This window comes from Siminovitchia fortis (assembly GCF_003605365.2).
Classification (GTDB): domain Bacteria; phylum Bacillota; class Bacilli; order Bacillales; family Bacillaceae_C; genus Siminovitchia; species Siminovitchia fortis.
On record NZ_QYTU02000001.1, the window covers coordinates 290003 to 312653 of the forward strand.

Consider the following 22651-nt stretch of genomic DNA (forward strand, 5'->3'; position numbering starts at 1 on the left):
CCATCTATGGGATGATGCCGGGAATGATTATAGAGTCCTGATTTCCCCTTCCCTGCGCCTACGAAAATCGGAAAATGCCAAAAATACCAAAAAGTGTTGATTTTTTAAAATTCTTCATGTACGATAAACATTAGGTAAAAGCGCTTACATGCATTTTTTTCCTTGATCACAACCTTTCCTGGCAGGGAGAGCCCGTTCCTTGGGATGGGAGACAAACAATAGAATGAAATACTGAAAATCGGAAGCTTTTTGCTTTCAACCAGGAAAGTTCCGAACCAGTTATTGCCCTTCATTATCCCTGTTGACCGGGGTTAAAGAAGCCGCAAATTAAAAGTTGCATTATTGCCTCTTTTAATTGCGGCTTTTTTCTTTGTTGTTTAGGAAATTATAAAATGCTCAGGTTGTGAGTAACTTATTTGTCACTTAGTGCTGCGTCCGGCTCCAGCGCCTATGTTCTTTAAACAACTATGGATGAATTTGAGGAGGTGAGTGGACATGGTTATATACAAAAGAAATCTATTGCCGGGCCATTGCAAGAATTATCTGCCCATACACTACATACGCGGTTCTCCTCCATCCTGAACGGACCCAGGCAACAATATTTAGGAGGGGATCATATGGATAAACAATTGGGGTTTTGGAAACTGGGAACATTTGGCCTGCAGCATGTGCTCGCCATGTACGGCGGGGCAGTCGTTGTCCCATTGATTGTCGGTCCTGCCATTGGTCTAAACGAAGCAGAAGTCGCCTATTTAATTTCTATTGATTTATTTACTTGCGGTCTTGCAACCTTTTTACAAGTGCTCGGAAATAAGTATTTCGGCATCCGAATGCCAATTATCATGGGAGTTGCCTTTCAAGCTGTCGGACCCATGATTGCAATCGGTACGATGCAAGGTGTGCCGGCTATATTCGGAGCGATAATTGCTTCGGGTGCCATAGTCATATTTTTGGCTCAATTTATGAACAGGATTATTCCTTTCTTTCCTCCGGTCGTTACGGGCACAGTCGTTATTATTATCGGTACCTCCCTCATAGGTGCGGCAATGGGCAATATTACCGGGCAACCCGATTCAGCTGATTATGGAAGCCTGACGAATTTGCTGCTCGCCGGGCTTACCCTTATCATCATCGTCCTGTTAAATCGTTTCTTTCAAGGTTTTATGAGAGCGATTTCAGTTTTGGCGTCTTTGGTGATTGGTACAATTATCGCTGCCTTTATGGGACTTGTAGACTTTTCAACCGTAGGGGAAGCATCCTGGTTCCACATGGTTACACCGTTTCGATTCGGCATGCCGGAGTTCCATTTAAGTGCGATCCTCAGCATGACCCTTGTCGGCATTGTCAGCATGATAGAAGCCACAGGTGTTTATTTTGCCCTGGCAGAGGTCATTGATAAAAAATTGACCGGAAATGATATAAAGAAAGGATTGCGTGCAGAAGGCCTTGCACAAATTATCGGCGGAATTTTCCAAGCTTTCCCTTATACGACATTTTCACAAAATGTCGGGCTGATTGCTTTGACGGGAGTCAAGCAAAGAAGGGTTATTGTTGCTTCAGGTTGTATTCTGGTGATACTCGGCCTATTGCCGAAAGTAGCAGCCATGACTCTGATTATTCCGGATCCTGTGCTTGGGGGAGCGATGATTGCCATGTTTGGAATGGTTATGGCATCAGGTATCCGCCAACTGTCGGTTGTTGACTTTCGCCGGACAGAAAATCAACTCGTTGTCGCATTATCAGTCGGACTCGGATTGGGAGTATCAATTGCTCCCGAAGTATTTGCCAATGTCCCGCAAAGTATACGGATCCTTTTTGAAAACGGGATTGTCACAGGCGGATTCGCTGCTGTTGCCTTAAACCTAATATTGAACGGTGTCAGCAAAGGAAACGGCCGCGATATTGCAACAGATCCTCAATCTGAAATAGCTTAAGAAAAGCGCAAGCGCCTTGCCCATCGACGTACAGACTGGAGTACCTCCGACGAGATAAAGGATAAGGAAGTGCGAGAGTGCCTGCTTATCGGCGACAAGCATAAGACAAGCGCTGAAGAAGGCGTAGTTTGCCTTCAGCAGCGATTGGCTTATGACCTCGAGCCGATGGCACTCGCAGCCGGACAACACGGCGAGGAACGAGCCGATGTTGACTTATCGTAGGAGGAGGTGCGAAGTCTGCTAGTCGATAGGCGCTGGAGCTAGACAACAAAAGCCTTTGTTCAAAATTTTAAAGCTAAACATCTTATACTTTCTTACTCAGTAAAGAAAAATCAGGGTGAGCTTCCCCTTAAAATAATATGGCCGGCAATGTGACATGACATCGCCGGCCGTCTTATCTACAAGTTAAAATTCCATCTGCATTAACCACGCGGAGAGCTCTTTTTCCCTGTCACCTATATTGCTGCCGATTTTATATTTCCCGAGTCCCTTTTCACCAATGATCTTCCCATCCTTCATATACAGAATACGCTCTGTTTTTGCCGCGACCTTTGTGTCATGTGTCACCAATAAAATAGTCGTTCCGGATTCGTTGAGGCCTCTCAGCATTTCCATTATCTCGCCGGCAGCCTTGGAGTTTAATGCACCTGTCGGTTCATCTCCAAAAATAATGGCGGGCCGGTTGATCAGCGCCCGGCAAATAGCCGCTCTTTGAAGCTGTCCGCCTGAAACCTGTGTAATATCATGATTGGCAAGTCCGGCTATTCCTGCCCTTTCCATTAAGTTCACCGCTCTATTATTAACCGTCTTTCGATCATATTTTTTAGCGGCATATCCCGGCAGAATGATATTATCAAGAATTGAAAGGTTTTTCAGCAGATGGAACTGTTGAAAGATAAACCCCATCACGGTTAGCCGCAATCTTGCCAATTCTTTTTCGGAAAGTACAGCCAAGTTTTGCCCATTAAACATGATGTCTCCGGAGTCCACCCTATCCATTCCGCTTAAATGATAGAGCAATGTCGACTTGCCGGAACCGGAAGGCCCCATCACGGATACAAATTCTCCTTTGCGGATGTGCAAGCTCACATTTTTCAAGATATTCAATTGATTTTCCTTCCCGAGTGCATATGTCCTGCATAAATTCCTCGCTTCTATCATTGATTTCAAACCCTCCCTTCCTACACATTCATATCAGCGATATTCGTTCTTTTGATTGATGTCAGATTTATCATTGCAGCCGCGGCAACAGCGATGATCAACATAAGGGGGCATAAAAGAAAAGCCTTGATGGGATCTATCACAAATTTGATTTCAGGAGCTCCCATAAAAGATATGAAAAAACTGACAAGGCTTTGCCCAATTGTATTGGATACAGCCGTCCCCGCAATGATGCCGGCGAAAAGGACTGTCATAGACCTCGTTGCATACTGGATTTGAATATCGCGCAAGCAAAAACCGATACTCCTCATAATGGCTATTTGGGAACGGTCTTTTGCCATCAGCATTTTTAAAAATAATGACGTAATCAGCATGGAAATACAGATGGAAACCACTATGGCAAGGACTGTGAAAGCTTTAAGCTGATTGATCGTATTTTCAAAGGTCCGCAACAAGTAATCCTTCAGGCCTGTCACTTTCGCCTTCTGAAAGGCTCCGGCATAAGCTTCTATTTTCTCATCGATGCTCGCATGCGGCTTTATATCAGCACTTATTTTATAAGACAAAACCGTATCAGGATTGTACGGATATATGGCTTTTGCTGTTCTCCCGCCATTGGTAACATCCTGGTAAATGCCGCTGACCACCATTTTTTTCGTCTTCCCGTCCATCACAAATGACATCGTATCACCGACATTCTTTTCGAACTCCCTGCTGTTCAAATAAGATAATGCAATCTCATTTTCACGCAAAGGAGCCCTGCCTTTTAAATACTCCAATGGAAAAGTTGAAAAATCACCCGTTTCCACCATCATATTTTCTTGGATACCTTCACTGTTCATTACCTTAAAACGGCTGGTCGCCGTTGCAGAAAACCTCTCGACATCGCTGTCCTTCCCAATCCGGGCAACGATCTGCCTGAACTCCTCTGCAGCCTGCTCCGACTGTGGCAAATCAATCCGGATATCGCTCCGTTCCACCCCCATGTAGTTAATAAAATCCGGAGACTGGATCGTATGAAGAAAGTTGACCGGAACAAGGATCATAAAGGAACTGATCAAAAATACGAAAAACAATAACCGGTACACTTTAAACCTGCCCAATACATCCTTTAAACCGATAGTTACGTGAATATTCAGCCTTTTCCTTTTATTGATGGACATATTCAGCCTGCTCTTTCCCGTTTCTCCAATACTTCCTTCTCTCAATGCCTCTATTGGTGTAATTGTATTAAACCTTCGGAGAGTAAAAAAGCAAAAGAACAGAACAAACAAAAGAACCAAGATGACTGCAATCACAGGAATCAAATTGAGTAAGGCGCCCTTTTCTGCAGTGCCCATGTACAATGTAATATTGGATGTAAACAAATGATTAAGGAACAAGGATCCGGCGTATCCCATAATGGAAGCTGCAGCTCCCAAGGCAGCATATTTGAGTACATACAGTTTCTTTATCTCAAGCTGTCCAATGCCGATCGCTTTCATGACTCCGATTTCCCTATAGTCTTCTTCAACAGCAGCGAGCAGGATAAATCTGATACAGAGTATCGCTATGATACCCAGAAGAAGGCTGATCAATATGATGACGGCTGCCACAATCCCATCTGTGACAGCATTCAATGTCTTAAACAAATGAATGTCAATAGTTGGCCCTTCCTTCGGCATGCTTGATGATTCATACGCATTTCTGAATGCACTTAATGAGCCTAAATCATGGAGCTGAAATTCTATCAAATATTCAACTGTACCAAAATCCCCATTCAGCGTTTCCAGGTCGGATTCATTTACGACGAAACGCTTGGAATGAATGATGGACGGATTCATTTGAACGTCACGTACGAAGTCAACAACTGTGAATTCCATCTGAAAGCTCTGAGATGAAATTTTTACTTTGTCGCCGATCTTTATGTTTTCACGCTGCATGTAATAGATCGGGACAGCAATTTCTCCTGGCGAAACGTTGATGATCTCGCTTTTCAAGTTCAGCAAAAAATCAAATGACTCGTTTTGTTTCATGAAATAATGATCCATCACATTGTTTTTTTCTCCGGCGGAAGCGCCGCCCATATCAATGTTAAAGCCGTCAATAAGAATCATTTCCACGGTCTGATTCCTTTTTACAAGGTTGTTGTTTTCAGCAAATTTGTCAATCTCTCCGTGATTGATTTCCCCTGTATGCATTTGGACAAAATGCGGGGCATCCGATTTTGTAAACAGGGCATTCAAAGAATTGGCCATTTCGGCCATCATATTAGTCCCGCTGGCAGTAAGCAGTGCGGACATCATGATAAAAACGAACAGCACCGCTGTGATGGCCTTGTTTTTCCGAAAATCGGCCCTCACCATTTTAATCAGCACTTTTCCCCCTCCTTCCGTTAAACATGAACCTACTGCTGAAATATATCTTTATGGCCTCTCGAACGGTTCATCATTGAAAAATCAACTTTCGTAAAAGCTGCGCTTGAAAGAATCAAAAACAGTGTTCCGAAAATCAAAATGATGACGAAACTGATTTGGGGGGTGATCACAAAGCCGCTGACCTTAAATGCAAGCTGTTCTGCAATCAATTCATCCGCCGGCAGTGACATTTTTTCCAATGTCAATGTTCTAAAAAATGCTGCGGCATAAGTCATCGGATTGATGAGAGCGATATATTGAAGGCCATTGGGAAGCAGGCTGAGCGGCACATAGACCCCGCATAAAAAAGTGATGGGCGTCGTCACAGCCATGGAAATGATTTGAAATGTCTGGGAACTTTTGACGGATGCTGCCAAAAATAAACCGAAAGAAGAAAATACAAGCCCTACAAATATCATGGAAGCCATTACTGCGATGGGAGTTAGAATAGAGGTGTATTTCAAGCCGATAAAATAACCGACAATCAGAATCAGCATCCCTTGAATGGTGGCTACTGTTGTGGAAGACAATATTTGGCCGGCTGCGATCTGAATTCTTTTCACCGGACTGACAAGGACTTCTTTCATATATCCGGAAACAATATCTTCAATCGTGGAAGTCGCGATATTCAAAGATGTTTGAAAAACGACGATGATGACGATTCCAGCCAATACATAATTGACGGAATTGCTGATATAGGCGCTTTTAAATATGGTGCTCAGCAAGTACAAATAGAAAAACGGCATGACCAGAATCAATACCAACTGTACGCGGTTTCTGACAAACAATTTTATATTCCTCAACCATAATGCCAAAACGATGCGCACCGTCAATCCCCCCTTATATCCCTTCCTGTTATTTCAAGAAATACGTCATTCAATGTCCCTTTTTTAATCTCCAAATCTGTGATGTACGGCTGATGTTCTGTCAGTGTCTTTAAAAAATTCTCAAGTTCATCAAATTCAATGAAAAAGTGGTCTTCTTCTCTTTTAAATGTCAGGCGATGCCGTTTCAATAAAGTCTCCAAGCTTGGCGCATCAGCGCTTTTTATATGGGCTTTGTCCTTCGTGTACCGCCGCTTCAATGCGTATGGACTGTCAATCGCAATGATTTTGCCGTGGTCCATTACGGCGACCTTATTGCAAATTTCAGCCTCATCCATATAATGGGTTGTTAAAAAAACCGTTATCTTTTTTTCTTTTTGAAGCTTGGTGATATATTCCCAGATTTTTGCTCTAGTCTTGGGATCAAGGCCGGTAGTCGGCTCATCTAAAAACAACACTTTCGGAAAATGCAAAAGACTTCTCGCTATTTCCACCCGTCTTTTCATTCCTCCCGATAAGCTGCTGGCCATCGCTTTTTTCCAATCCATCAGATCAACGATTTCCAGTACAAAATGAATGCGCTCGGCTATCACTGACCTTGGCAATCCATAAAAATGGCAGTGCATCCTCAGATTTTCTTCAACTGTCATTTTTTGATCGAGGGTGGATTCCTGAAAGACCACTCCAATAAGATGCCTTACATCATCTTTTTGAGTGCTTACATCTTTTCCATCAACAAGGAGCGTTCCTGAGGTTTTTTCAAAAATCGTGCATAGCGTATTGATTGTTGTGCTCTTTCCGGCTCCGTTAGGACCTAGAAAAGCAAAGATGCTGCCCCTTTCGACTTCAAAGGAAACATGGTCAACCGCCGTATAATCGCCATACTTTTTCACAAAATCTTTGACAACGATCATATTTTCCATGATGATCACCTTTTTTTGTTTTTTAAAAAGCTTAATACGTTAAAAAACTTATCGAATGCACCGCTTATATCTTTTGAATTCGATAATTCTTCGCTTAAAACATCTTCGAAAGCCTCCAAAACCTTTTGGCAGTCATCAGCATTTACACCCGATTTCTCTGAAACTTTTGCAATCACTTCTGAATTATTCATCCGATTTTCCCTCCTTTTCGTTGTTGTACATGCCAAGGATGTAGGCAAAGCTGCCCCTTTCAGCGCCCAAGGTTGTTTCAATTATGTGAGTTAACGCCAAGACCTTTTGGATTTGTTCCTGGGGTTCCCATTGAAAGATCCCTTCATCAAGCAGAAATTGGGAAGATACCAATAAAAATTCAACTGTTTCTTTTGGATAAGGTGTTTGAAAAACCCCCTCCCGAATCCCCTGTTCAATTACTTCCGTCAAGACGGGAGTCAGTTGAAGAATCGTTTCCACAAGGCTTTTCTGATGCATCTCCGGGTTGTTCACCTGATGGAGCTCTTCAATCATCTGCTCCTTTTGGCCATCGGCGTCCGGCCTTTGGCCCATGATGATTTGAAATAATTTCTCAGTTGCTTTCAGGCTCGGATCGGCTGCGATAGCTTTGGCAGCTTCGACACCTTTGTCAATGAAGCGCTGGACGATAGCGTCCATCACTTCCTCTTTTGATTGAAAATAATAATAAAACGTACCTTTTGCGATGCCGACTTCACGCAGAATATCATTCACGGTTGTTTCTGAATATCCTTTCGCAGTAAAAAGCATCTCAGCCGCGTTTAATATTTCAGTTTTTCGATCTTCTGGATTTTTTGAAACTCTCATCAATATACCTCCATTATTATAGACCGACCGTCGGTCTATAAATAATCTAACATGGTGCAAATTGGAAGTCAATACTTATTTTACTTTTTCAAACTTGCCTCAACCCGAAAAATCATAAAGATTAAAACACGATGTTTTGACAAAACGGAATGCATACCTTATGATAGCATTGTATAATAACGCGAAAAGGGTGACCCAATTCCATGAAGAACTAATCCTATTTTTCGAAAGCAAACCAATTGAAGGCGATGTGCAGAATTGCAGACATTCCGCACTGAATTGTTGTGCCTTCAAGCGGTGTTTTCAGAATAGGATTGGCTTTGATGGTCTGGGATTTAAAGGGATGCGTCCCTTTCATTGTACCCTTATGCCTCCTATTCTGAGTCTGGATAGGAGGCATTTTTTGTCTCCATTACATAGGGACAAAGGGGATGATTGAATGGTTATTTTAACAAAGCCTGCTGCTAACTGGTCGACATTCAATGTTAATCTTGATATATAAGGAGTTTATTCATGAAAGATAACAACAATCAAACAAAGAAATACGAGTACCTGGCTGACGACCCCAATGTAAAAGTAATGCCGATTATGCTTTCTTTAATCATTGGCGCTTTTTTTGCCATATTAAATGAGACTTTATTGAATATCGCGCTTACTACATTAATGGATGAATTTAATATTTCGTTAACGACCGTACAATGGATGGCGACGGGTTTCATGCTGGTCATGGGTGTTGTCATACCGGTTTCTGCCTTGTTATTGCAATGGTTCACTACAAGACAATTGTTTTTAAGTACGATGATCATTTTTACCATCGGAACAACAATAAGTGCCGTTGCTCCAAACTTTCCCGTATTATTAATCGGAAGGTTGATCCAGGCGATTGGAACCGGGCTGCTTATGCCCATTATCTTTAATGTATTTTTATTAATCTACCCGCCGGAAAGACGGGGAAAAATCATGGGAATCATAGGCCTGGTCATTATGTTCGCTCCAGCCATCGGCCCAACTCTTTCCGGTATTATCGTTGAATATTTGGGATGGCGCTATTTATTTATTACCGTCATTCCGTTCGCTGTCTTCTCAATTGCGTTTGCATATAAATACCTGATCAATGTCTCAGAAGTGACAAAACCAAAGATTGATATCTTATCCATTTTCTTTTCAACGATCGGGTTTGGTTCTGTTGTATACGGCTTTAGTGCTGTCGGGGAGAGTGAAGCGGGCTTTCTTAGCCCAAATGTTTATATCGCGATTGCTGTTGGAGTCATAGGTGTCGTTTTATTTTCCATCAGGCAGCTAAAACTTGAAGAACCAGTGATGGATTTAAGGGTATTTAAATACCCGATGTATACGCATGCGGTTTTGATGTTTTTAATCATCATGATGGCGATGTTTGCTTCGGAGATCATTTTGCCGATTTATATGCAGGGACCATTGGCTTTAACTGCCGCAACAGCAGGGTTAATTCTATTGCCCGGAAGTATTTTAAACGGCATCATGTCACCATTCATGGGGCATCTTTTCGATAAATTCGGCCCACGCATTTTAATGATTCCCGCCACAATTATTTTAAGCGGAACGATGTTTATGATGAGCCGATTAAACGTTGACACGTCCCCATGGGTCGTGATTGTCGGGTATATCCTGTTAATGTTGACTGTTTCGGCCATCATGATGCCTGCAGAGACGAATGGATTAAATCAGCTTCCAAAACGATTATACCCTCATGGAACGGCAGTGATGACAACATTGCAACCAGTTGCCGGTGCAATTGGCGTTTCTGTTTTTATCAGCATCATGAACGCAAGACAGCTTCATTTTTTACAAAATGCAAGTAGCCCGCAGAACCCCGCTACAATCAAATTAGCGATGGTGGCCGGTGTTGAACTCGTCTACTTTATTGCTTTTGCCATGTCCCTGGCGGCAGTCATCATGGCGTTTGTTGTTTACCGGGCAGTACCTGAAAAAGAAGCTGGCGAGCTTCCAAACAATTAGCGGGAAATAAAAACAGACCCACTTCGGCTCTCGCCGAAATTGAGGGGTCAATAGCATAACGATCAACTAAAGCGTAACGGCACCATCCCCGAAAGGGGGTGGTAGCTTTGATATAGAGTTCGATAAAAACACTCCGCAAATCCCGTATATTACCGCAAACAGAAGAATCCATTTTGAAAAAAAGATTGCTCAAAATGGATTCCTTATTTGTGAAACACTATCACAATTTTCATAATAAAGTTTGATCATTTTCTACCTTTGTTACTCAACAATCGGGCCCTTTAGCTGAACAACTACATATAGATAACCCTTCTCTATTCTTTCTTTATGTCTTTAATGACCTTGATGAATTCATTTAGCAATTCATTTCTAAAAAATTCATAACCTTAATCAAAAAATTTATAGCAAAACCAACCAAAACTAAACCAATGATAATTGGTATATAAGAAAGTACCATAAAAAGCAATTGTTAGACCCTCCCTTACGCGGAAACACTCCACAATCTAGCCCAATTGTTTTACAGATTTAAAGTTCATTAATCTTTATTTTATTGGTTTTTTAGCTATTACAAAAGAAATTATGGCGAAAATAACCAAAAAAAAAGCAAGAAATCCGTAAGCCGCCCCTTCAAACCCCCTAATATTTACGAAACTAATATAGAAAAGAACAATTGCGGCTATTACCGTTAAAATTCCGGGGATTACCTGTGCAGACAAAGGAAAATTCATTTTCCGAAACCACCACGTAACCAATAATATAACAAACCCTGGTATTAGAGATATTAGCAATGGTCCTGATAACATCATAAGTAATCTACCCCCTTTTTAAATATGGCTATTCTGATAATTAAAAGAATATCCTTGTTCCACGAACTGGCCCGTTTGTTGAATGACATGGGTTGCTGTAACCGTCAAAGTAAAAATGAACACTTTATGCATTATTTTTGGACACTTTTACTTCCTAAATGGAAGAACGATGTTTCATACGGCAGCTTTCCAAGAAACAGCTTTCATAAAGATGAAAGTAAAACAAAGTCTTTTATAAACGAAAAACCCTATCGATTTCAGCACGAAGTTCCTCAAAAATAAAAGATTGTGCCGTTTCGCTCTTTTTAAATGTGGTGTAATGGCTAATGTTTTTGTCTTCAAAATGATAAATGGTTACTTCCTGATTGTCAGGGTTGACGGTCCAATACTCGTTCACGCCGCAAGACATATATAAATCAAGTTTTTTAATTAAATCTTTTCTTTGTGTGCTTTTCGAAAGTACTTCTACAACAAGTTTTGGGACACCTTTATAATAATCATTTTCATTTAAATGATCCTCAAGGTCACAAATAATCATGAGATCCGGCTGAACAATATTAATGTTTTCCGGAGTTCTCCTTAGTTCAATATCATAAGGTGCAACCATGGGTGTACAATCTTTCCCTTGGAAAGTGTTATAAAAAATGACTAGTAATTCAGTTATCGCAATTTGGTGAGCAGTTCGTGGAGAAGCAAGCCAATAGATTTCCCCATCGATATATTCGTACCTCTCTTCAGATTTTTGCTGTAATTGCAAAAACTCTTCGTAAGTTGCTTTTTTTCCTCCATATCCGTAATCCGATGCATTTTCATGAACCGTATTCGTTCCATCTATATTAGTTACCGTTGCTTCTTTCATCGCTGTTAATTTAGCGATTTCTGTACCATTCCGGGTAATGATAATCTCCTCTTGTCCTGCCAGCATTAAGTACTTTCCAAAATTATTTTGCAATTCTGTTGAGTTAACTTTCATTATAACACCCCTGTCCTTTAGCTAAAATAGCTAAAATCGTTAATTCCATTCTATATTTACTAAATTATTTTTTCTAGAGATAAAACATAAAAAAAACACTTCAGTTAATAAGAACCCCCCTCTTGGAGGGGGTTAAAAATTTTATGTGATAACATTTATGTGACCAAAATGATGATTTAGCGCTCCAATTTCTTTTTTTCCATTAAAAGTCTTTGGAATTCCCTTTCTAGTTCATCACTTGGCTCGATGCTTAGACGGCTTAGTACTTCCGTTATTTTCGTTTCAAGTACGAGCAGCTGATCTTCGTGGATATCCTTGGTTTTTTTACGTTTATCCTCATTATATTGTTTAAAGGTTCCTTCAAACAGGTCAATCTTTCCATTTTGAATAGCGAGAATCCGAGTTGCGACATTTTCAATCAGCCGGCGGTCATGGGAAACGAAGATGACTGTCCCTTCATACTCTTTTAAAAGTGACTCCAATGCACCGACAGCTTCTATATCAAGAAAATTCGTCGGTTCATCTAATATCAAAGTATTAACATCACTCAAGAATATTTTAGCAAGGGCTGCTTTTACACGTTCCCCGCCGCTCAGCACCCCTACCGCTTTATAAACATCGTCTCTAAAGAATTGCAATCTTGCCAGTACAGTCCGGATAAATGTTTCATCCTGTTTTGAGGTGGAACTGACATTTTCCAATATTGATTTTTCAACATCCAGTATATTTAAATTCTGACTAAAATAGCCCATTTTCATGGATGGGGAAATCGTGATCCCTTCCTCTTGGTTGATCATCTTTTTCACAAGGGTGGTTTTTCCGCTGCCATTTGGACCGATGATTGCCAGTTTTTCCCCGCCGCGGATATGAAAGCTTGTTTTGTTCCAAAGAACACGGTTACCTATAATACCTGTTACATTCTCTGCACGAAGGATTATTCGGTCTTTAAATGTATCTTCATTAGGCAAATTCATTTTCAGTGGAGGGGTCTCTTTCACTTTCTCTACTTTTTCCAGCTTCTCTAATCTTGTTTCAATCGCCTTCGCCGTCTTTTGCAGCTTCTTTTGTTTTTTGGCAAAGTACGGCTTTGCACCAGTTATTTTCGCCTCTGATTTACTCACTTTCTTTGGTGCTTTTGTTGCTTTTTCAGCTTTTCTTTCTTTTGTTTTCAACGCGTCTTCCAACTGTCTTTTCTTTTGCTCATATTTTTCATATGCCAGCTGCTTTTGACGATGCTCCAGCTCTTTTTGTTCTGCATAATCGCTGTAATTGCCTTTATACTCCTTTATTTTCCCTTCATTGATTTCCCAAATTGTCGTACAAAGGGCGTCCAAAAATGCGCGATCATGGGACACAATCACAAATGCGCCTTGCCACTCAGCCAGTTTCTTTTCCACCCATTCAATATGCTCTGTATCCAGATTGGTCGTGGGTTCGTCTGCAAACAGGATTTCAGGGTTCTTGATAAGCGCCTCATTAATATATTCCTGCGTCACTTCACCGCCACTTTTGGTTGTATCCGTCCTTTTCAACTGCGGCAAAAGCTCATTTGTCACATGCTGGATGACTATTCCTTGTTCCGGTTTCAATTTTCCCGACAAAATATTCAAAAGCGTTGTCTTCCCGCTTCCGTTACGGCCAACTAAACCAATCCGGTCATTTTTATGAATTTCCAGTTGGTCAATATCAAATAATAAACGATCCTTGATATAATGCTTGATGTTAGCTGCTTCCAATAAAGCCATCCTATCATCCCCATTCTCTTTAATCCGGGGACAGAAAATGCCCCCTATCTTTCATTCAGAATAGGAGGCATAAATAAAGGTGAACAGTAAAAAGAGAGACCCCTCCCTTTTACGCTCAACTCAGAAACCAATCCTATTCTGAAAACTCCCAATGAAGGCAACAAAAAAAGACAGAAATCTTCTGTTCAAAAATGCCTTCAATTAATGGTTTTCGTAAATAGGATTAGTACTTCATTTAGTTGGTTCACCCTTTTCGTTCATGTATTTATTGCCACTTTATATCGTATTTTATAAATTGTCAAATGTTACAGGGAATTTCTTTGAATTGTTCATTTGAACAACCGCCTTCAACTAGATTATAGGTTACCTTTGGCGACTTGGAACCGGATTCTTCGGTTGAAAAACCCGTTTAAACAGAAGTTCCGCCAAGGACACCTCATTTTTTTCTTCAAAAGCGCCTTCTTGCCATCTTTGATATAAATAAACAATCGGTACAGTAACGGCAATCATAACAAAGAGTCCAAAATTAGACATATTCTTCATTGAATACAGGCCAACCTTTTGAAAGATAAAAGGACTTATAATCAACGCCTGAATCAAATCGATAATCCAGTTGCAGAGTAGGAACAGCCATAGATTTGGATAGGTAAAATAAAACATATAGAGGGTTGTAACGATCAGAAAGCCATATACAAAAGACGAAATGTTGGTAAGAAAAAATATGTTGTTTGCTTCGTGAACCTCCCACCAATTCCACACTTCAGCCATTTGGAAAATAACTGTATATAAAACAGCCATAAATAGACATACTGGCATAAACCGCTTTACACGCTGTGAATCCAAGGGAAGCAATAAAAGCCAGGGAGCCAAAAATATAATCCATGAAACAATTTGCCCCATCGGTAAAAACCTCCAACAATGTTTATGGATGGTATTTTTCCGCCTCATGTGAAAAATATTCATAAGCGCAAGGAATCTTCCACATTCCTTGCCAATCTCATGCATTTTTCGATAGTTCCCGATGCCTCTTTGACAGATTCGGTACTTTGGAGAACATTATGGATAAAAGCTGATGCTTGAAGCTCTTTCCAAACGGCTGCACCGCTGCATCATACATCCCTGAATTTCCCGTATTCCTTCTGAAAAGTGAGCCTGATGGTGCCAATGGGACACTTCAAAAATAGTGCCCGATCGTGGGAGAAATCTAACCAGCAGATAATAATATCTAAGCTATAATAGCATCTAAAATATCAGTGGATTACTTTGGAAGTCTGACCTTAATTAACTCTGCGAAGTACTCTGCTCCAATTTTTAGGATCTTATCATTAAAGTCATAGCGCGAGTTATGAAGCGGAACATTGCCGACTCCATCAGAGTCGTCACCATTTCCTATAAATACAAAACAACCAGGAACCTTTTGTAAAAACGCACCAAAGTCTTCAGAAGCCATCCACGGTTGACAATTTCCATCCACCTTATTTTCACCAACCACATTGTGGGCTGCTCTTACCGCATTATCAACACATTCTGCCCAGTTAACTGTTGGTGCGAATTCATGAGTGTATTCAAATTGACATTCCGCTCCATTTATTTTGCAAATTCCCTCACTAATTGTTCTCATCCGTTCTTCTAGCAGCTTTTGCACCTCTGGAGTATAACTTCTAGTATCCCCTTTGATTACTACATTTGTTGGTATCGCATTGCGAATCCCATCCGTGATAAATTCAGTACATGAAATAACAGCAGGAACATTTGGGTTCATATTGCGGGATATAATAGTTTGCAATGCAAGAACAATTTCAGACGCAATAACGATTGGGTCTTTTCCCATATGGGGACTTGATGCATGCGAGCCTTGACCCTTAATACGGATCACAAAGTTATCCTCACTTGCCATAATTCCTCCCGCACGGGTTGAAATTGATCCCGCAGGCATTCCTGGCATATTATGCATTCCATAAATCTCATCTACGGGGAAACGTTCGAAAAGTCCATCCTTCATCATGGCAAAAGCGCCTTTACCCGTTTCCTCTGCAGGTTGAAAAATAAATCTAACTGTCCCATTAAAATTTTTGCGCTCCGTTAATAACTTGGCTGCACCCAATACTGTAGCCATATGTCCATCATGACCACACGCATGCATTTTACCTGGATTCCGGGAGGTGTACGGATGTTGTCCCTCCTCTGTTAGATTAATGGCATCTATATCTGATCTAATACCTATTATCCCTTTACCATCGCCCACTGTAAGATTGGCAACGATTCCAGTACCACCAATATTTCTGTGAACCTCTAACCCCATATCTGTTAAGACTTTAGCAAGAAATTCAGAAGTATTTCTTTCTTCAAAGGCACTTTCGGGATGCGAATGAAGATACTGCCTCCACTCAATAAGCTGTTTTTCAAAATCTTCATTATTCATAGTAATACTCCTATTTAAAAAGTTTATTATACAGATGGGTAAGCTCCATCCCATACAACTTTTCTATAATGATCCGGATCAGTGTCACCTTCAGTGCTGACAATAAGAATTCTTGAATCTTGATTCAGTTTCAATGATTTTTTCAAATCATTAAGCATTCTATTTTCAGCCAATAGACTAACTATTCCTATACCTATTGCTGCACCAGATTCGCCTGAGACAATATGCGGGTCACTGCCTAGTGGATTTGCTAGAATTCGCATACCTCGTGAGGCCACGTAGTCTGGGCAAGAAACAAAGACCTCGGCATAATCTTTTAAAATATCCCAAGAAGTTTTACTTGGTTTCCCACATGCTAAACCTGCCATAATCGTATTCAAAGAGCCCGTTACTGCATGGGGTTTTCCATCGCCAATCTTTATAGATTTGTATAGACAATCAGCTTTATCTGGTTCAACTATTACTGTAATAGGACGTTCCTCTCCAAATTTCTCTACTTGATATCCGAGCATACTACCTGCAAAAGAACCAACTCCGGCTTGTAAAAATACATGTGTTGGTCGATCATTACCAGCCTCAGCAATCTGCTCCATTACTTCATCTAAGATCGTTAGATAACCCTGCATAATCCAAGCTGGAATCTCTTCATATCCATCCCAGGCCGTATCCTGCACCAAGACCCAGCCATTTTCTTTAGCCTTTTGGCTTGCCAACCGAACGGTATCATCATATTTTAAATCTGTTATGGAAGCTTCTGCTCCTTCTTTACGGATATTGTTTAATCTTATTTCCGATGAACCTTTTGGCATATATACGACAGATTTTTGACCTAACTGGTTTGCAGCCCAAGCGATGCCCCTTCCATGGTTTCCATCCGTTGCTGTTACAAAAGTAATATCGCCTAATTTCTCTTTAACTTCTTTACTTCTTAATTTTTTAAAAGAAAGCTCAGATATATCAACTTCTAACCGTGCTGCTAGATATTTACCTATAGCGTAGGAACCACCTAATACTTTAAACGCATTAAGTCCAAATCGATAAGATTCATCTTTAACCCAAATATTACTAACTCCAAATTGTTTAGATAACTTATCCAAGCTGTGAAGAGGAGTTACTTTATATTCTGGAAAGCTTTTATGAAAGTTTCTTACCTTTTCAACTACTTCCCTATTCATAAACGATGCGGATGCTTTCTCTGAATCTGTTTTTCTTGTATTTTCATTTACAATATATTGAATTTCTGTTTTTGTTTCTCTTATATTGACCATTTTTATTCTCCTTTAAATAAATTCAGGATGTATATGTTTGAACTACTCGTCACTAGAGTAACGAGATTCTGTAAGTTTAAGCCGGCCCTTAAACCAGCTTAATTCTTACCGGGACTGCCAAAAGCCCCCTAGCTACCTTGCCCGCCAAAGCGGATGTGTGGGTACATCTTAAAATGTTTGCTGCGCCATTCAAGAGCTTATAACGTTGAATTATGCCTATTATGGAACAAACTTAGGTGCTTCCTATGAGCCTGTAAGCATCCTGGATGCCCAACTATCAGGATATTCCTCGGCAAAGATCCCACTATTTGACTTCACCATTTGAACTCCTATCCAAATTGCGCCTGTCGCCAAAAACAAATCATAAATGCCCAACATCCTTGCTCTTATTGTTTGCTTCATCTTTTTATCCCTCCATGGTTTTCTTAAAAACCTCCTGCGCTATTCAACAATCTGGTCTGATTAAAGAAAAGGCACACTACCTATTCCATAAGTGCGCCAGTTACTTGGATAAGAAAAATTAGTATTGTAATAAGTAATGAATAGAAAAAATTAGTTTCATCAAATACATAACTCCCGCATTAACCCCACCACATTGCCAAAAACAAATAATGATCAAAGTGAAGTCGGTACACCTATGAAACCAATGGCAAGGAGATATACACCGAATTTGTCTTTTACTACAACTAACTAAACGCATCAAACAGAAATTGGCTAGCATGAGTCCGGTTTAGTGCCGTCTCCATACCAGCCAACAGACTGCTTAATATAAAACTCTAACTTTTAGGGGTCACTACCCTACACAGGAGAACTTTTTTCATTAATTTGACCAATTAAACCAGGGAGCTCGGAAATTGGCTTAAGAAATATGCTTTCTTCATATGGTCGAAATTCTATGTCGCCGACTTTGACAGCAAGGTCATATTCACCGACTATTGAATCCAGCAAAATAAAAGCGGCAGTCAGGCAGTCATCATCGTTAGGGTCGGCGTCTTTTAAAAATATCTCTAAATCCAATAATCCATCGAGCCTTGTATAGGTAAAAAACATATTTTCAGGTTTTAAATGGACGTCGCCAATCTGAATATCAGAAGTTTCCTCTCTTTGACGGAATGCAACAACTTTGAAATTTTCCATTACTGGTGCAGCCAGTACAAGTTTTTCTACAGCTGGAAATGCATCGAGATTTCCATCGGCACTAATAATGAATTCCCGTTTTCCATCAATTAGATCGGCGCTGAACTCGAAAGTCAGGGCAGGATTTATTTTTAAAAGCTGTTTTTCGATGGTCGGAAACACGGCATCCAGATTTTCTTCATTCAAGTGAAAATAATCGTCCGAATGTTTGATAAACCATTTCCAAAATTCGTTGTACGAATGCTTCAAATGAAGATTTCCTTTATTAAACATAACCAGTCCGTTAAAACGTTCATATAGAGCAACAACAGGATACAGGACACAAAAGAAAATAATGATCAGAGGTATCTTTTCAACAACTGGAATGAAGCCTGACAAAAAATTTTGTACTAGCTCTGTTAAATAAATGAACAGAGGTATCATCAGTGCACAGATCAGCAGCAAGAAAGGGGTGACCCTTGTTTCTTTTAGTTTTACCCTGCAGTGCGGGCATTTCATTGTAAACGGCGTAGAAAAGGCTTCAAAGTCATCAAGCGTAATAGGAACCTCACATTGAGGGCACGGCACAGAAGTTTTCATGGGGCTGTCTCCTCAGAAAAAATTGACTTCTAAAATTATAAACGTACGGTATGTTTTTCCTCATCCCTTTGCATTATGGTATTAGTATATATTCGCTCAAAATGGCTGTTCTCCTTCATCAACTTATTGCAAGGACAGCATAATAATTTGTCTGTTCATACGATTATTTTTCTGTTAAGTGACCCGGCCTGCATTTGATACATTTGCCTGTATATGCCGCTCTGCGCCAATAATTCATCATGGGTTCCCTGCTCTTTGATCACACCCCGTTCCAATACGAGGATACGGTCGGCATTTTTTATGGTAGACAGGCGGTGGGCAATGATGAAGGTTGTACGCCCCTTCTTCAGGACATCCATCGCATGCTGGATGATTTCCTCTGTTTCTGTATCAATATTGGATGTTGCCTCATCCAATATTAATATCGCGGGATCAAAAGCAAGCGCCCGCGCAAATGAGATCAACTGACGCTGGCCGGAAGAAAGGGTGCTGCCTTTTTCAACAACCGGCTCATCCATGCCTTTTTTGAGATTGAGTACGCGTTCTCCCCCAACCGCTTTCAATGCTTCTTCTGCTTTTTCCCGTGTAATTCTTGGGTTGTTTAAACTGATATTGGAGAAAACAGTTCCGGTAAATAAATATGGATCTTGTAAAACAATGCCCATATGCTGGCGTATCGCCTGTCTCGGCACGGATGTTATGTCTACCCCGTCTATAAATATCTTTCCTTTCGTTGGATCATAGAAGCGGAATAATAAATTCATAATCGAGCTTTTTCCGGAACCCGTATGCCCTACCAACGCCACGGTTTCGCTTTGTTTCGCTTCGAAGGTAATATTTTTCAAAACATATTCGTTGTCCTTGTATGCAAAAGAGACATCGTCGAAAAAAACATGCCCTTCGTATCTTGGCATTGTATCCTCCGACACCTTTTCCCCACTTATATCCAACACTTCAAACACCCGGCTCCCGGCGGCAAGCGAGCGCTCAAGCTGGGAAAACTGATTGACGATCGTCGTTATCGGGTTGAATAATTTCGTCAAATAATCGACAAACGCGTATAAAGTACCCGCAGTTACGATTGCCGATCCCGAAATCGATTTGGTTCCAAAGTAAAGGATGAAAATGGCAAACATCATCAAGCGAATCGTACTCACCAAATTAAAGGAAGTAGCCGAATCCAGGAACAACAATTTTCGCTGATACGTATAATGCTCTTCATTCATCTCATCGAATTCTTTCGTCATTTGCTTTTCGCGCCGAAAGGCTTGAATGATGGGCATGCCCTGAATAGATTCATTAATCAGGGCATTGAGATCAGCGATTTTGGTGCGAATCACAGCGTTGTATTCCGCAGCATATTTTCTATACAAAATCATCCAAATATAGACGAGTGGAAGCAAGCCGAGTGCAATCATCGCCATTTTCCAGTTTAAAATGAACAGCGCCACGTACACACCGGCTACCGTTATAAGACCTGTCGCAATATTGGAAAGTACCTGGACATATAAATTTCTCACCGCCTCCGTATCATTTGTCACGCGCGCGACAATTTTTCCAGCCGGAAGATGATCAAAATGCTGGATAGGCAAAGTTTGAATATGGCCAAATATGTCTTGGCGCAGCTTTTGTACAACCCGGTTCGCTCCTATTTGCAAATAGATAAACATGAAATAACGCAAGATGGCTGTGGCTATCGCTAACATTAAAAACAAACAAAGCAGCCAGGCAATCGGCCCTGCTTCAATTTTTCCCAATTCCATATGCTCATCTATGATATGTTTGGCAATAAACGGGCCCGAAAGTTCTGTAAAAACTGCCCCGGTTAAGAAAAATAATCCGAGAAAAATGGGCCGTTTAAAATACATGGCATATTCCGTCAATCGTTTACCCGTGCTCATGAGCCGCCGTCCACCTCCAGCTGCTGGCGGTCAAATTGTTCTTTATACCAGCCGTTTTGTTGAATGAGCTCCTCATGTGTTCCCTGCTCGATGATCCGTCCTTCGTCGAGAACGATAATTTGGTTTGCGTGCTGTACACTCGATAAACGATGTGTCGTAATGATGGTTGTCTTGCCCCTTCTTTCATTTTGAATGTTTTTGATAATACTGGCTTCTGTATTGGCATCAACGGCTGACAGGGAATCATCGAGAATGAGTATTTCAGGATCTTTAATGAGCGCACGTGCAATGGACACTCGCTGCTTTTGTCCCCCTGATAAGGAAACCCCTTTTTCACCCACAAGTGTTTCGAGTCCCATTGGGAGATTTTTCAAATCCTTTTCAAAGGAGGCAAGGCGGATGGCTTTCCTCAATTCAGCCTCCGTTGCATCTTCCTTACCGAATAAAATATTTTCCCGAATGGTACGGGAAAATAACACATGATCCTGTGGTACATATCCGATCCAATCAAGGATCTGTTCCTTTGGTTGCGAAGTTATTTCAACCCCATCAATCGTTAATTGCCCTTTTTCAAGCGGATATTCGCGCAATAATTGCCTTAGAAATGTCGTTTTTCCTGCCCCTGTTTTTCCGACAATCCCCAGTGTTTCTCCTTTTCTCAAAGACAAAGAAATTTCCTGTAAATTTTTCACCTGGCTCGTTGGATATTGAAACTCCAGATTTTTAAAATCGAGCGCATTCGGCTTTTTAAGCTCTACCGTTTTTTTACTATTTTGAACATCCGCATTATAGCCAAGGGTTTGCAGTACCCGGTCCAGTGATGCATTTCCCTGCTGCATGACATTAATCAATTCGCCAATAGCGAAAATAGGCCAGACAGCAAGCCCTAAATATACGTTGAATGTGATAAGCTGTCCCACTGTCATTTCCCCATTTGATACTAAAAATGCGCCGTATCCAAGCGAGATGACATAGCTGATTCCTGTTCCGAATTTCGTTATCGGCCCGAATAAAGCGTTTATTTTGGCTGTTTCCATGTTTTTTTCGTAGACGGTTTCACTCATGTCGGCAAACCTTGCTTCATCTTCCTTCTCTTGTACATATGCCCGAATGACGCGCACTCCTGCCACTGATTCCAAAACACTGTCGTTCATCTCGCCAAACGCATCCTGCGCTTTCATATAACGTTCATGCACAAGCCTGCCAAAATATTGGATCAGCACTGCCATAATCGGCACAGGCAGCATAGCGAATAATGTCAGTTTCCATGAGATCATAAAGCCCATGGCAAAAATGATGGCGCCCATGTATAAAGTGGAGTCGATGAGTATCATAATGCCAAAGCCTGCCGTCAATGAAACAGCATTCAAATCATTCGTCGCACGTGCCATTAAATCGCCCGTACGATTTTTTTCGTAAAAGGTCGGCGTCATTTTTAAAAAATGAAGCATTAACTTACGCCGCATCAACTTTTCGAGATTGATGGCCCCTTCAAATAAGCGATATTCCCAAATAAAATTTAAAATATATCCTCCGACAATGATGACGGCAAAAATGAGCATATATTGGCCTAATACGGCCTTTGTCATTTCACCGGCGGTTATAATATCTATGATATTGCCTAGCAAATACGGCGGAACAACTTCAAGCGCATTGGCAATGATCAATAAGCCAACGGCTACCGTATATTGCTGCCAATACCGGCCAAAAAACCATCCCAACTTCCCCAAAACATCAAACATGGATC

20 protein-coding genes are annotated in these 22651 nt (G+C 40.9%); 3 read left to right on the forward strand and 17 right to left on the reverse strand.

The annotated features are described in order from the left end of the window. Positions 1–617: 617 nt before the first annotated feature. A complete protein-coding gene (locus tag D4N35_RS01570; RefSeq protein ID WP_120068880.1) occupies positions 618–1934 on the forward strand; it encodes a nucleobase:cation symporter-2 family protein in 1317 nt (438 codons plus the stop codon). A 69-nt stretch (positions 1935–2003) separates the two neighbouring features. Then, positions 2004–2156 (forward strand): hypothetical protein, encoded by a 153-nt coding sequence (locus D4N35_RS17995; protein ID WP_164876254.1) that lies wholly within the window; start codon positions 2004–2006, stop codon positions 2154–2156. Positions 2157–2339: 183 nt separating this feature from the next. Here the strand turns inward: D4N35_RS17995 and D4N35_RS01575 are convergent, their stop codons facing one another. The 7 genes from D4N35_RS01575 to D4N35_RS18000 all read right to left on the reverse strand — a co-directional run bounded on the left by D4N35_RS01575 (position 2340) and on the right by D4N35_RS18000 (position 8433). Further along, positions 2340–3104 carry an ABC transporter ATP-binding protein gene (locus D4N35_RS01575; RefSeq protein WP_120068884.1) on the reverse strand — a complete coding sequence of 255 codons (765 nt, stop codon included), beginning with the start codon at positions 3102–3104 and terminating at the stop codon, positions 2340–2342. An 11-nt stretch (positions 3105–3115) separates the two neighbouring features. Continuing rightward, positions 3116–5452, reverse strand: a complete 2337-nt coding sequence (locus tag D4N35_RS01580) for an FtsX-like permease family protein (protein WP_120068887.1) — start codon at positions 5450–5452, stop codon at positions 3116–3118. A 29-nt stretch (positions 5453–5481) separates the two neighbouring features. Next, complete coding sequence (locus D4N35_RS01585) at positions 5482–6318, reverse strand: ABC transporter permease (RefSeq protein ID WP_120068889.1); 837 nt, start codon at positions 6316–6318, stop codon at positions 5482–5484. A gap of 2 nt (positions 6319–6320) precedes the next feature. After that, positions 6321–7238, reverse strand: a complete 918-nt coding sequence (locus tag D4N35_RS01590) for an ABC transporter ATP-binding protein (RefSeq protein WP_120068892.1) — start codon at positions 7236–7238, stop codon at positions 6321–6323. 5 nt (positions 7239–7243) lie between these two features. Then, positions 7244–7429 (reverse strand): HU family DNA-binding protein, encoded by a 186-nt coding sequence (locus D4N35_RS01595; protein WP_120068895.1) that lies wholly within the window; start codon positions 7427–7429, stop codon positions 7244–7246. After that, complete coding sequence (locus D4N35_RS01600) at positions 7422–8075, reverse strand: TetR/AcrR family transcriptional regulator (RefSeq protein WP_120068898.1); 654 nt, start codon at positions 8073–8075, stop codon at positions 7422–7424. Before D4N35_RS01600 ends, D4N35_RS01595 begins: the two co-directional genes overlap by 8 nt. Positions 8076–8292: 217 nt before the next feature. Next, positions 8293–8433: a hypothetical protein gene (locus D4N35_RS18000; protein WP_164876255.1), complete on the reverse strand. Its 141-nt coding sequence runs from the start codon at positions 8431–8433 to the stop codon at positions 8293–8295. A 155-nt stretch (positions 8434–8588) separates the two neighbouring features. On the opposite strand from D4N35_RS18000, the gene D4N35_RS01605 reads away from it, so the two are divergent. Continuing rightward, the gene (locus D4N35_RS01605; RefSeq protein WP_120068900.1) at positions 8589–10073 is read left to right on the forward strand and encodes an MDR family MFS transporter; all 1485 of its coding nucleotides are present in this window, start codon (positions 8589–8591) and stop codon (positions 10071–10073) included. 542 nt (positions 10074–10615) lie between these two features. Here D4N35_RS01605 and D4N35_RS01610 read toward each other — a convergent pair. The 10 genes from D4N35_RS01610 to D4N35_RS01650 form a co-directional block, all read right to left on the reverse strand. After that, a complete protein-coding gene (locus D4N35_RS01610) occupies positions 10616–10879 on the reverse strand; it encodes a YesK family protein (protein ID WP_120068903.1) in 264 nt (87 codons plus the stop codon). 232 nt (positions 10880–11111) lie between these two features. Then, a complete protein-coding gene (locus tag D4N35_RS01615; RefSeq protein ID WP_120068906.1) occupies positions 11112–11852 on the reverse strand; it encodes a type II toxin-antitoxin system Phd/YefM family antitoxin in 741 nt (246 codons plus the stop codon). A gap of 176 nt (positions 11853–12028) precedes the next feature. Continuing rightward, positions 12029–13597: a Vga family ABC-F type ribosomal protection protein gene (locus D4N35_RS01620; protein ID WP_120068908.1), complete on the reverse strand. Its 1569-nt coding sequence runs from the start codon at positions 13595–13597 to the stop codon at positions 12029–12031. 363 nt (positions 13598–13960) lie between these two features. Continuing rightward, positions 13961–14497, reverse strand: a complete 537-nt coding sequence (locus D4N35_RS01625) for a hypothetical protein (protein WP_120068911.1) — start codon at positions 14495–14497, stop codon at positions 13961–13963. A gap of 358 nt (positions 14498–14855) precedes the next feature. Further along, positions 14856–16019: a M20 aminoacylase family protein gene (locus tag D4N35_RS01630; RefSeq protein WP_120068914.1), complete on the reverse strand. Its 1164-nt coding sequence runs from the start codon at positions 16017–16019 to the stop codon at positions 14856–14858. Between the two features lie 26 nt (positions 16020–16045). Continuing rightward, positions 16046–17287 (reverse strand): diaminopropionate ammonia-lyase, encoded by a 1242-nt coding sequence (dpaL, locus tag D4N35_RS01635; protein WP_120068917.1) that lies wholly within the window; start codon positions 17285–17287, stop codon positions 16046–16048. 243 nt (positions 17288–17530) lie between these two features. Beyond that, entirely contained in the window at positions 17531–17689 is a 159-nt protein-coding gene (locus D4N35_RS18005) for a hypothetical protein (RefSeq protein ID WP_164876235.1), read from the reverse strand. Between the two features lie 396 nt (positions 17690–18085). Then, entirely contained in the window at positions 18086–19003 is a 918-nt protein-coding gene (locus tag D4N35_RS01640) for a YcnL family membrane protein (RefSeq protein ID WP_235870249.1), read from the reverse strand. A 155-nt stretch (positions 19004–19158) separates the two neighbouring features. Continuing rightward, positions 19159–20904: an ABC transporter ATP-binding protein gene (locus D4N35_RS01645; RefSeq protein ID WP_120068919.1), complete on the reverse strand. Its 1746-nt coding sequence runs from the start codon at positions 20902–20904 to the stop codon at positions 19159–19161. Continuing rightward, the gene (locus D4N35_RS01650; protein ID WP_120068922.1) at positions 20901–22646 is read right to left on the reverse strand and encodes an ABC transporter ATP-binding protein; all 1746 of its coding nucleotides are present in this window, start codon (positions 22644–22646) and stop codon (positions 20901–20903) included. The genes D4N35_RS01645 and D4N35_RS01650 overlap by 4 nt, the downstream gene beginning before the upstream one ends. Positions 22647–22651 lie beyond the last annotated feature (5 nt).

Coding starts and splice junctions, on each gene's coding strand:
- D4N35_RS01570 (WP_120068880.1), top strand. CDS start 618: ATGGATAAACAATTGGGGTTTTGGAAACTGGGAACATTTGGCCTGCAG.
- D4N35_RS01590 (WP_120068892.1), bottom strand. CDS start 7,238: ATGGAAAATATGATCGTTGTCAAAGATTTTGTGAAAAAGTATGGCGAT.
- D4N35_RS01595 (WP_120068895.1), bottom strand. CDS start 7,429: ATGAATAATTCAGAAGTGATTGCAAAAGTTTCAGAGAAATCGGGTGTA.
- D4N35_RS01600 (WP_120068898.1), bottom strand. CDS start 8,075: ATGAGAGTTTCAAAAAATCCAGAAGATCGAAAAACTGAAATATTAAAC.
- D4N35_RS18000 (WP_164876255.1), bottom strand. CDS start 8,433: ATGAAAGGGACGCATCCCTTTAAATCCCAGACCATCAAAGCCAATCCT.
- D4N35_RS01605 (WP_120068900.1), top strand. CDS start 8,589: ATGAAAGATAACAACAATCAAACAAAGAAATACGAGTACCTGGCTGAC.
- D4N35_RS01610 (WP_120068903.1), bottom strand. CDS start 10,879: ATGATGTTATCAGGACCATTGCTAATATCTCTAATACCAGGGTTTGTT.
- D4N35_RS01615 (WP_120068906.1), bottom strand. CDS start 11,852: ATGAAAGTTAACTCAACAGAATTGCAAAATAATTTTGGAAAGTACTTA.
- D4N35_RS01620 (WP_120068908.1), bottom strand. CDS start 13,597: ATGGCTTTATTGGAAGCAGCTAACATCAAGCATTATATCAAGGATCGT.
- D4N35_RS01625 (WP_120068911.1), bottom strand. CDS start 14,497: ATGGGGCAAATTGTTTCATGGATTATATTTTTGGCTCCCTGGCTTTTA.
- D4N35_RS01630 (WP_120068914.1), bottom strand. CDS start 16,019: ATGAATAATGAAGATTTTGAAAAACAGCTTATTGAGTGGAGGCAGTAT.
- dpaL (WP_120068917.1), bottom strand. CDS start 17,287: ATGGTCAATATAAGAGAAACAAAAACAGAAATTCAATATATTGTAAAT.
- D4N35_RS18005 (WP_164876235.1), bottom strand. CDS start 17,689: ATGAAGCAAACAATAAGAGCAAGGATGTTGGGCATTTATGATTTGTTT.
- D4N35_RS01640 (WP_235870249.1), bottom strand. CDS start 19,003: ATGAAAACTTCTGTGCCGTGCCCTCAATGTGAGGTTCCTATTACGCTT.
- D4N35_RS01645 (WP_120068919.1), bottom strand. CDS start 20,904: ATGAGCACGGGTAAACGATTGACGGAATATGCCATGTATTTTAAACGG.
- D4N35_RS01650 (WP_120068922.1), bottom strand. CDS start 22,646: ATGTTTGATGTTTTGGGGAAGTTGGGATGGTTTTTTGGCCGGTATTGG.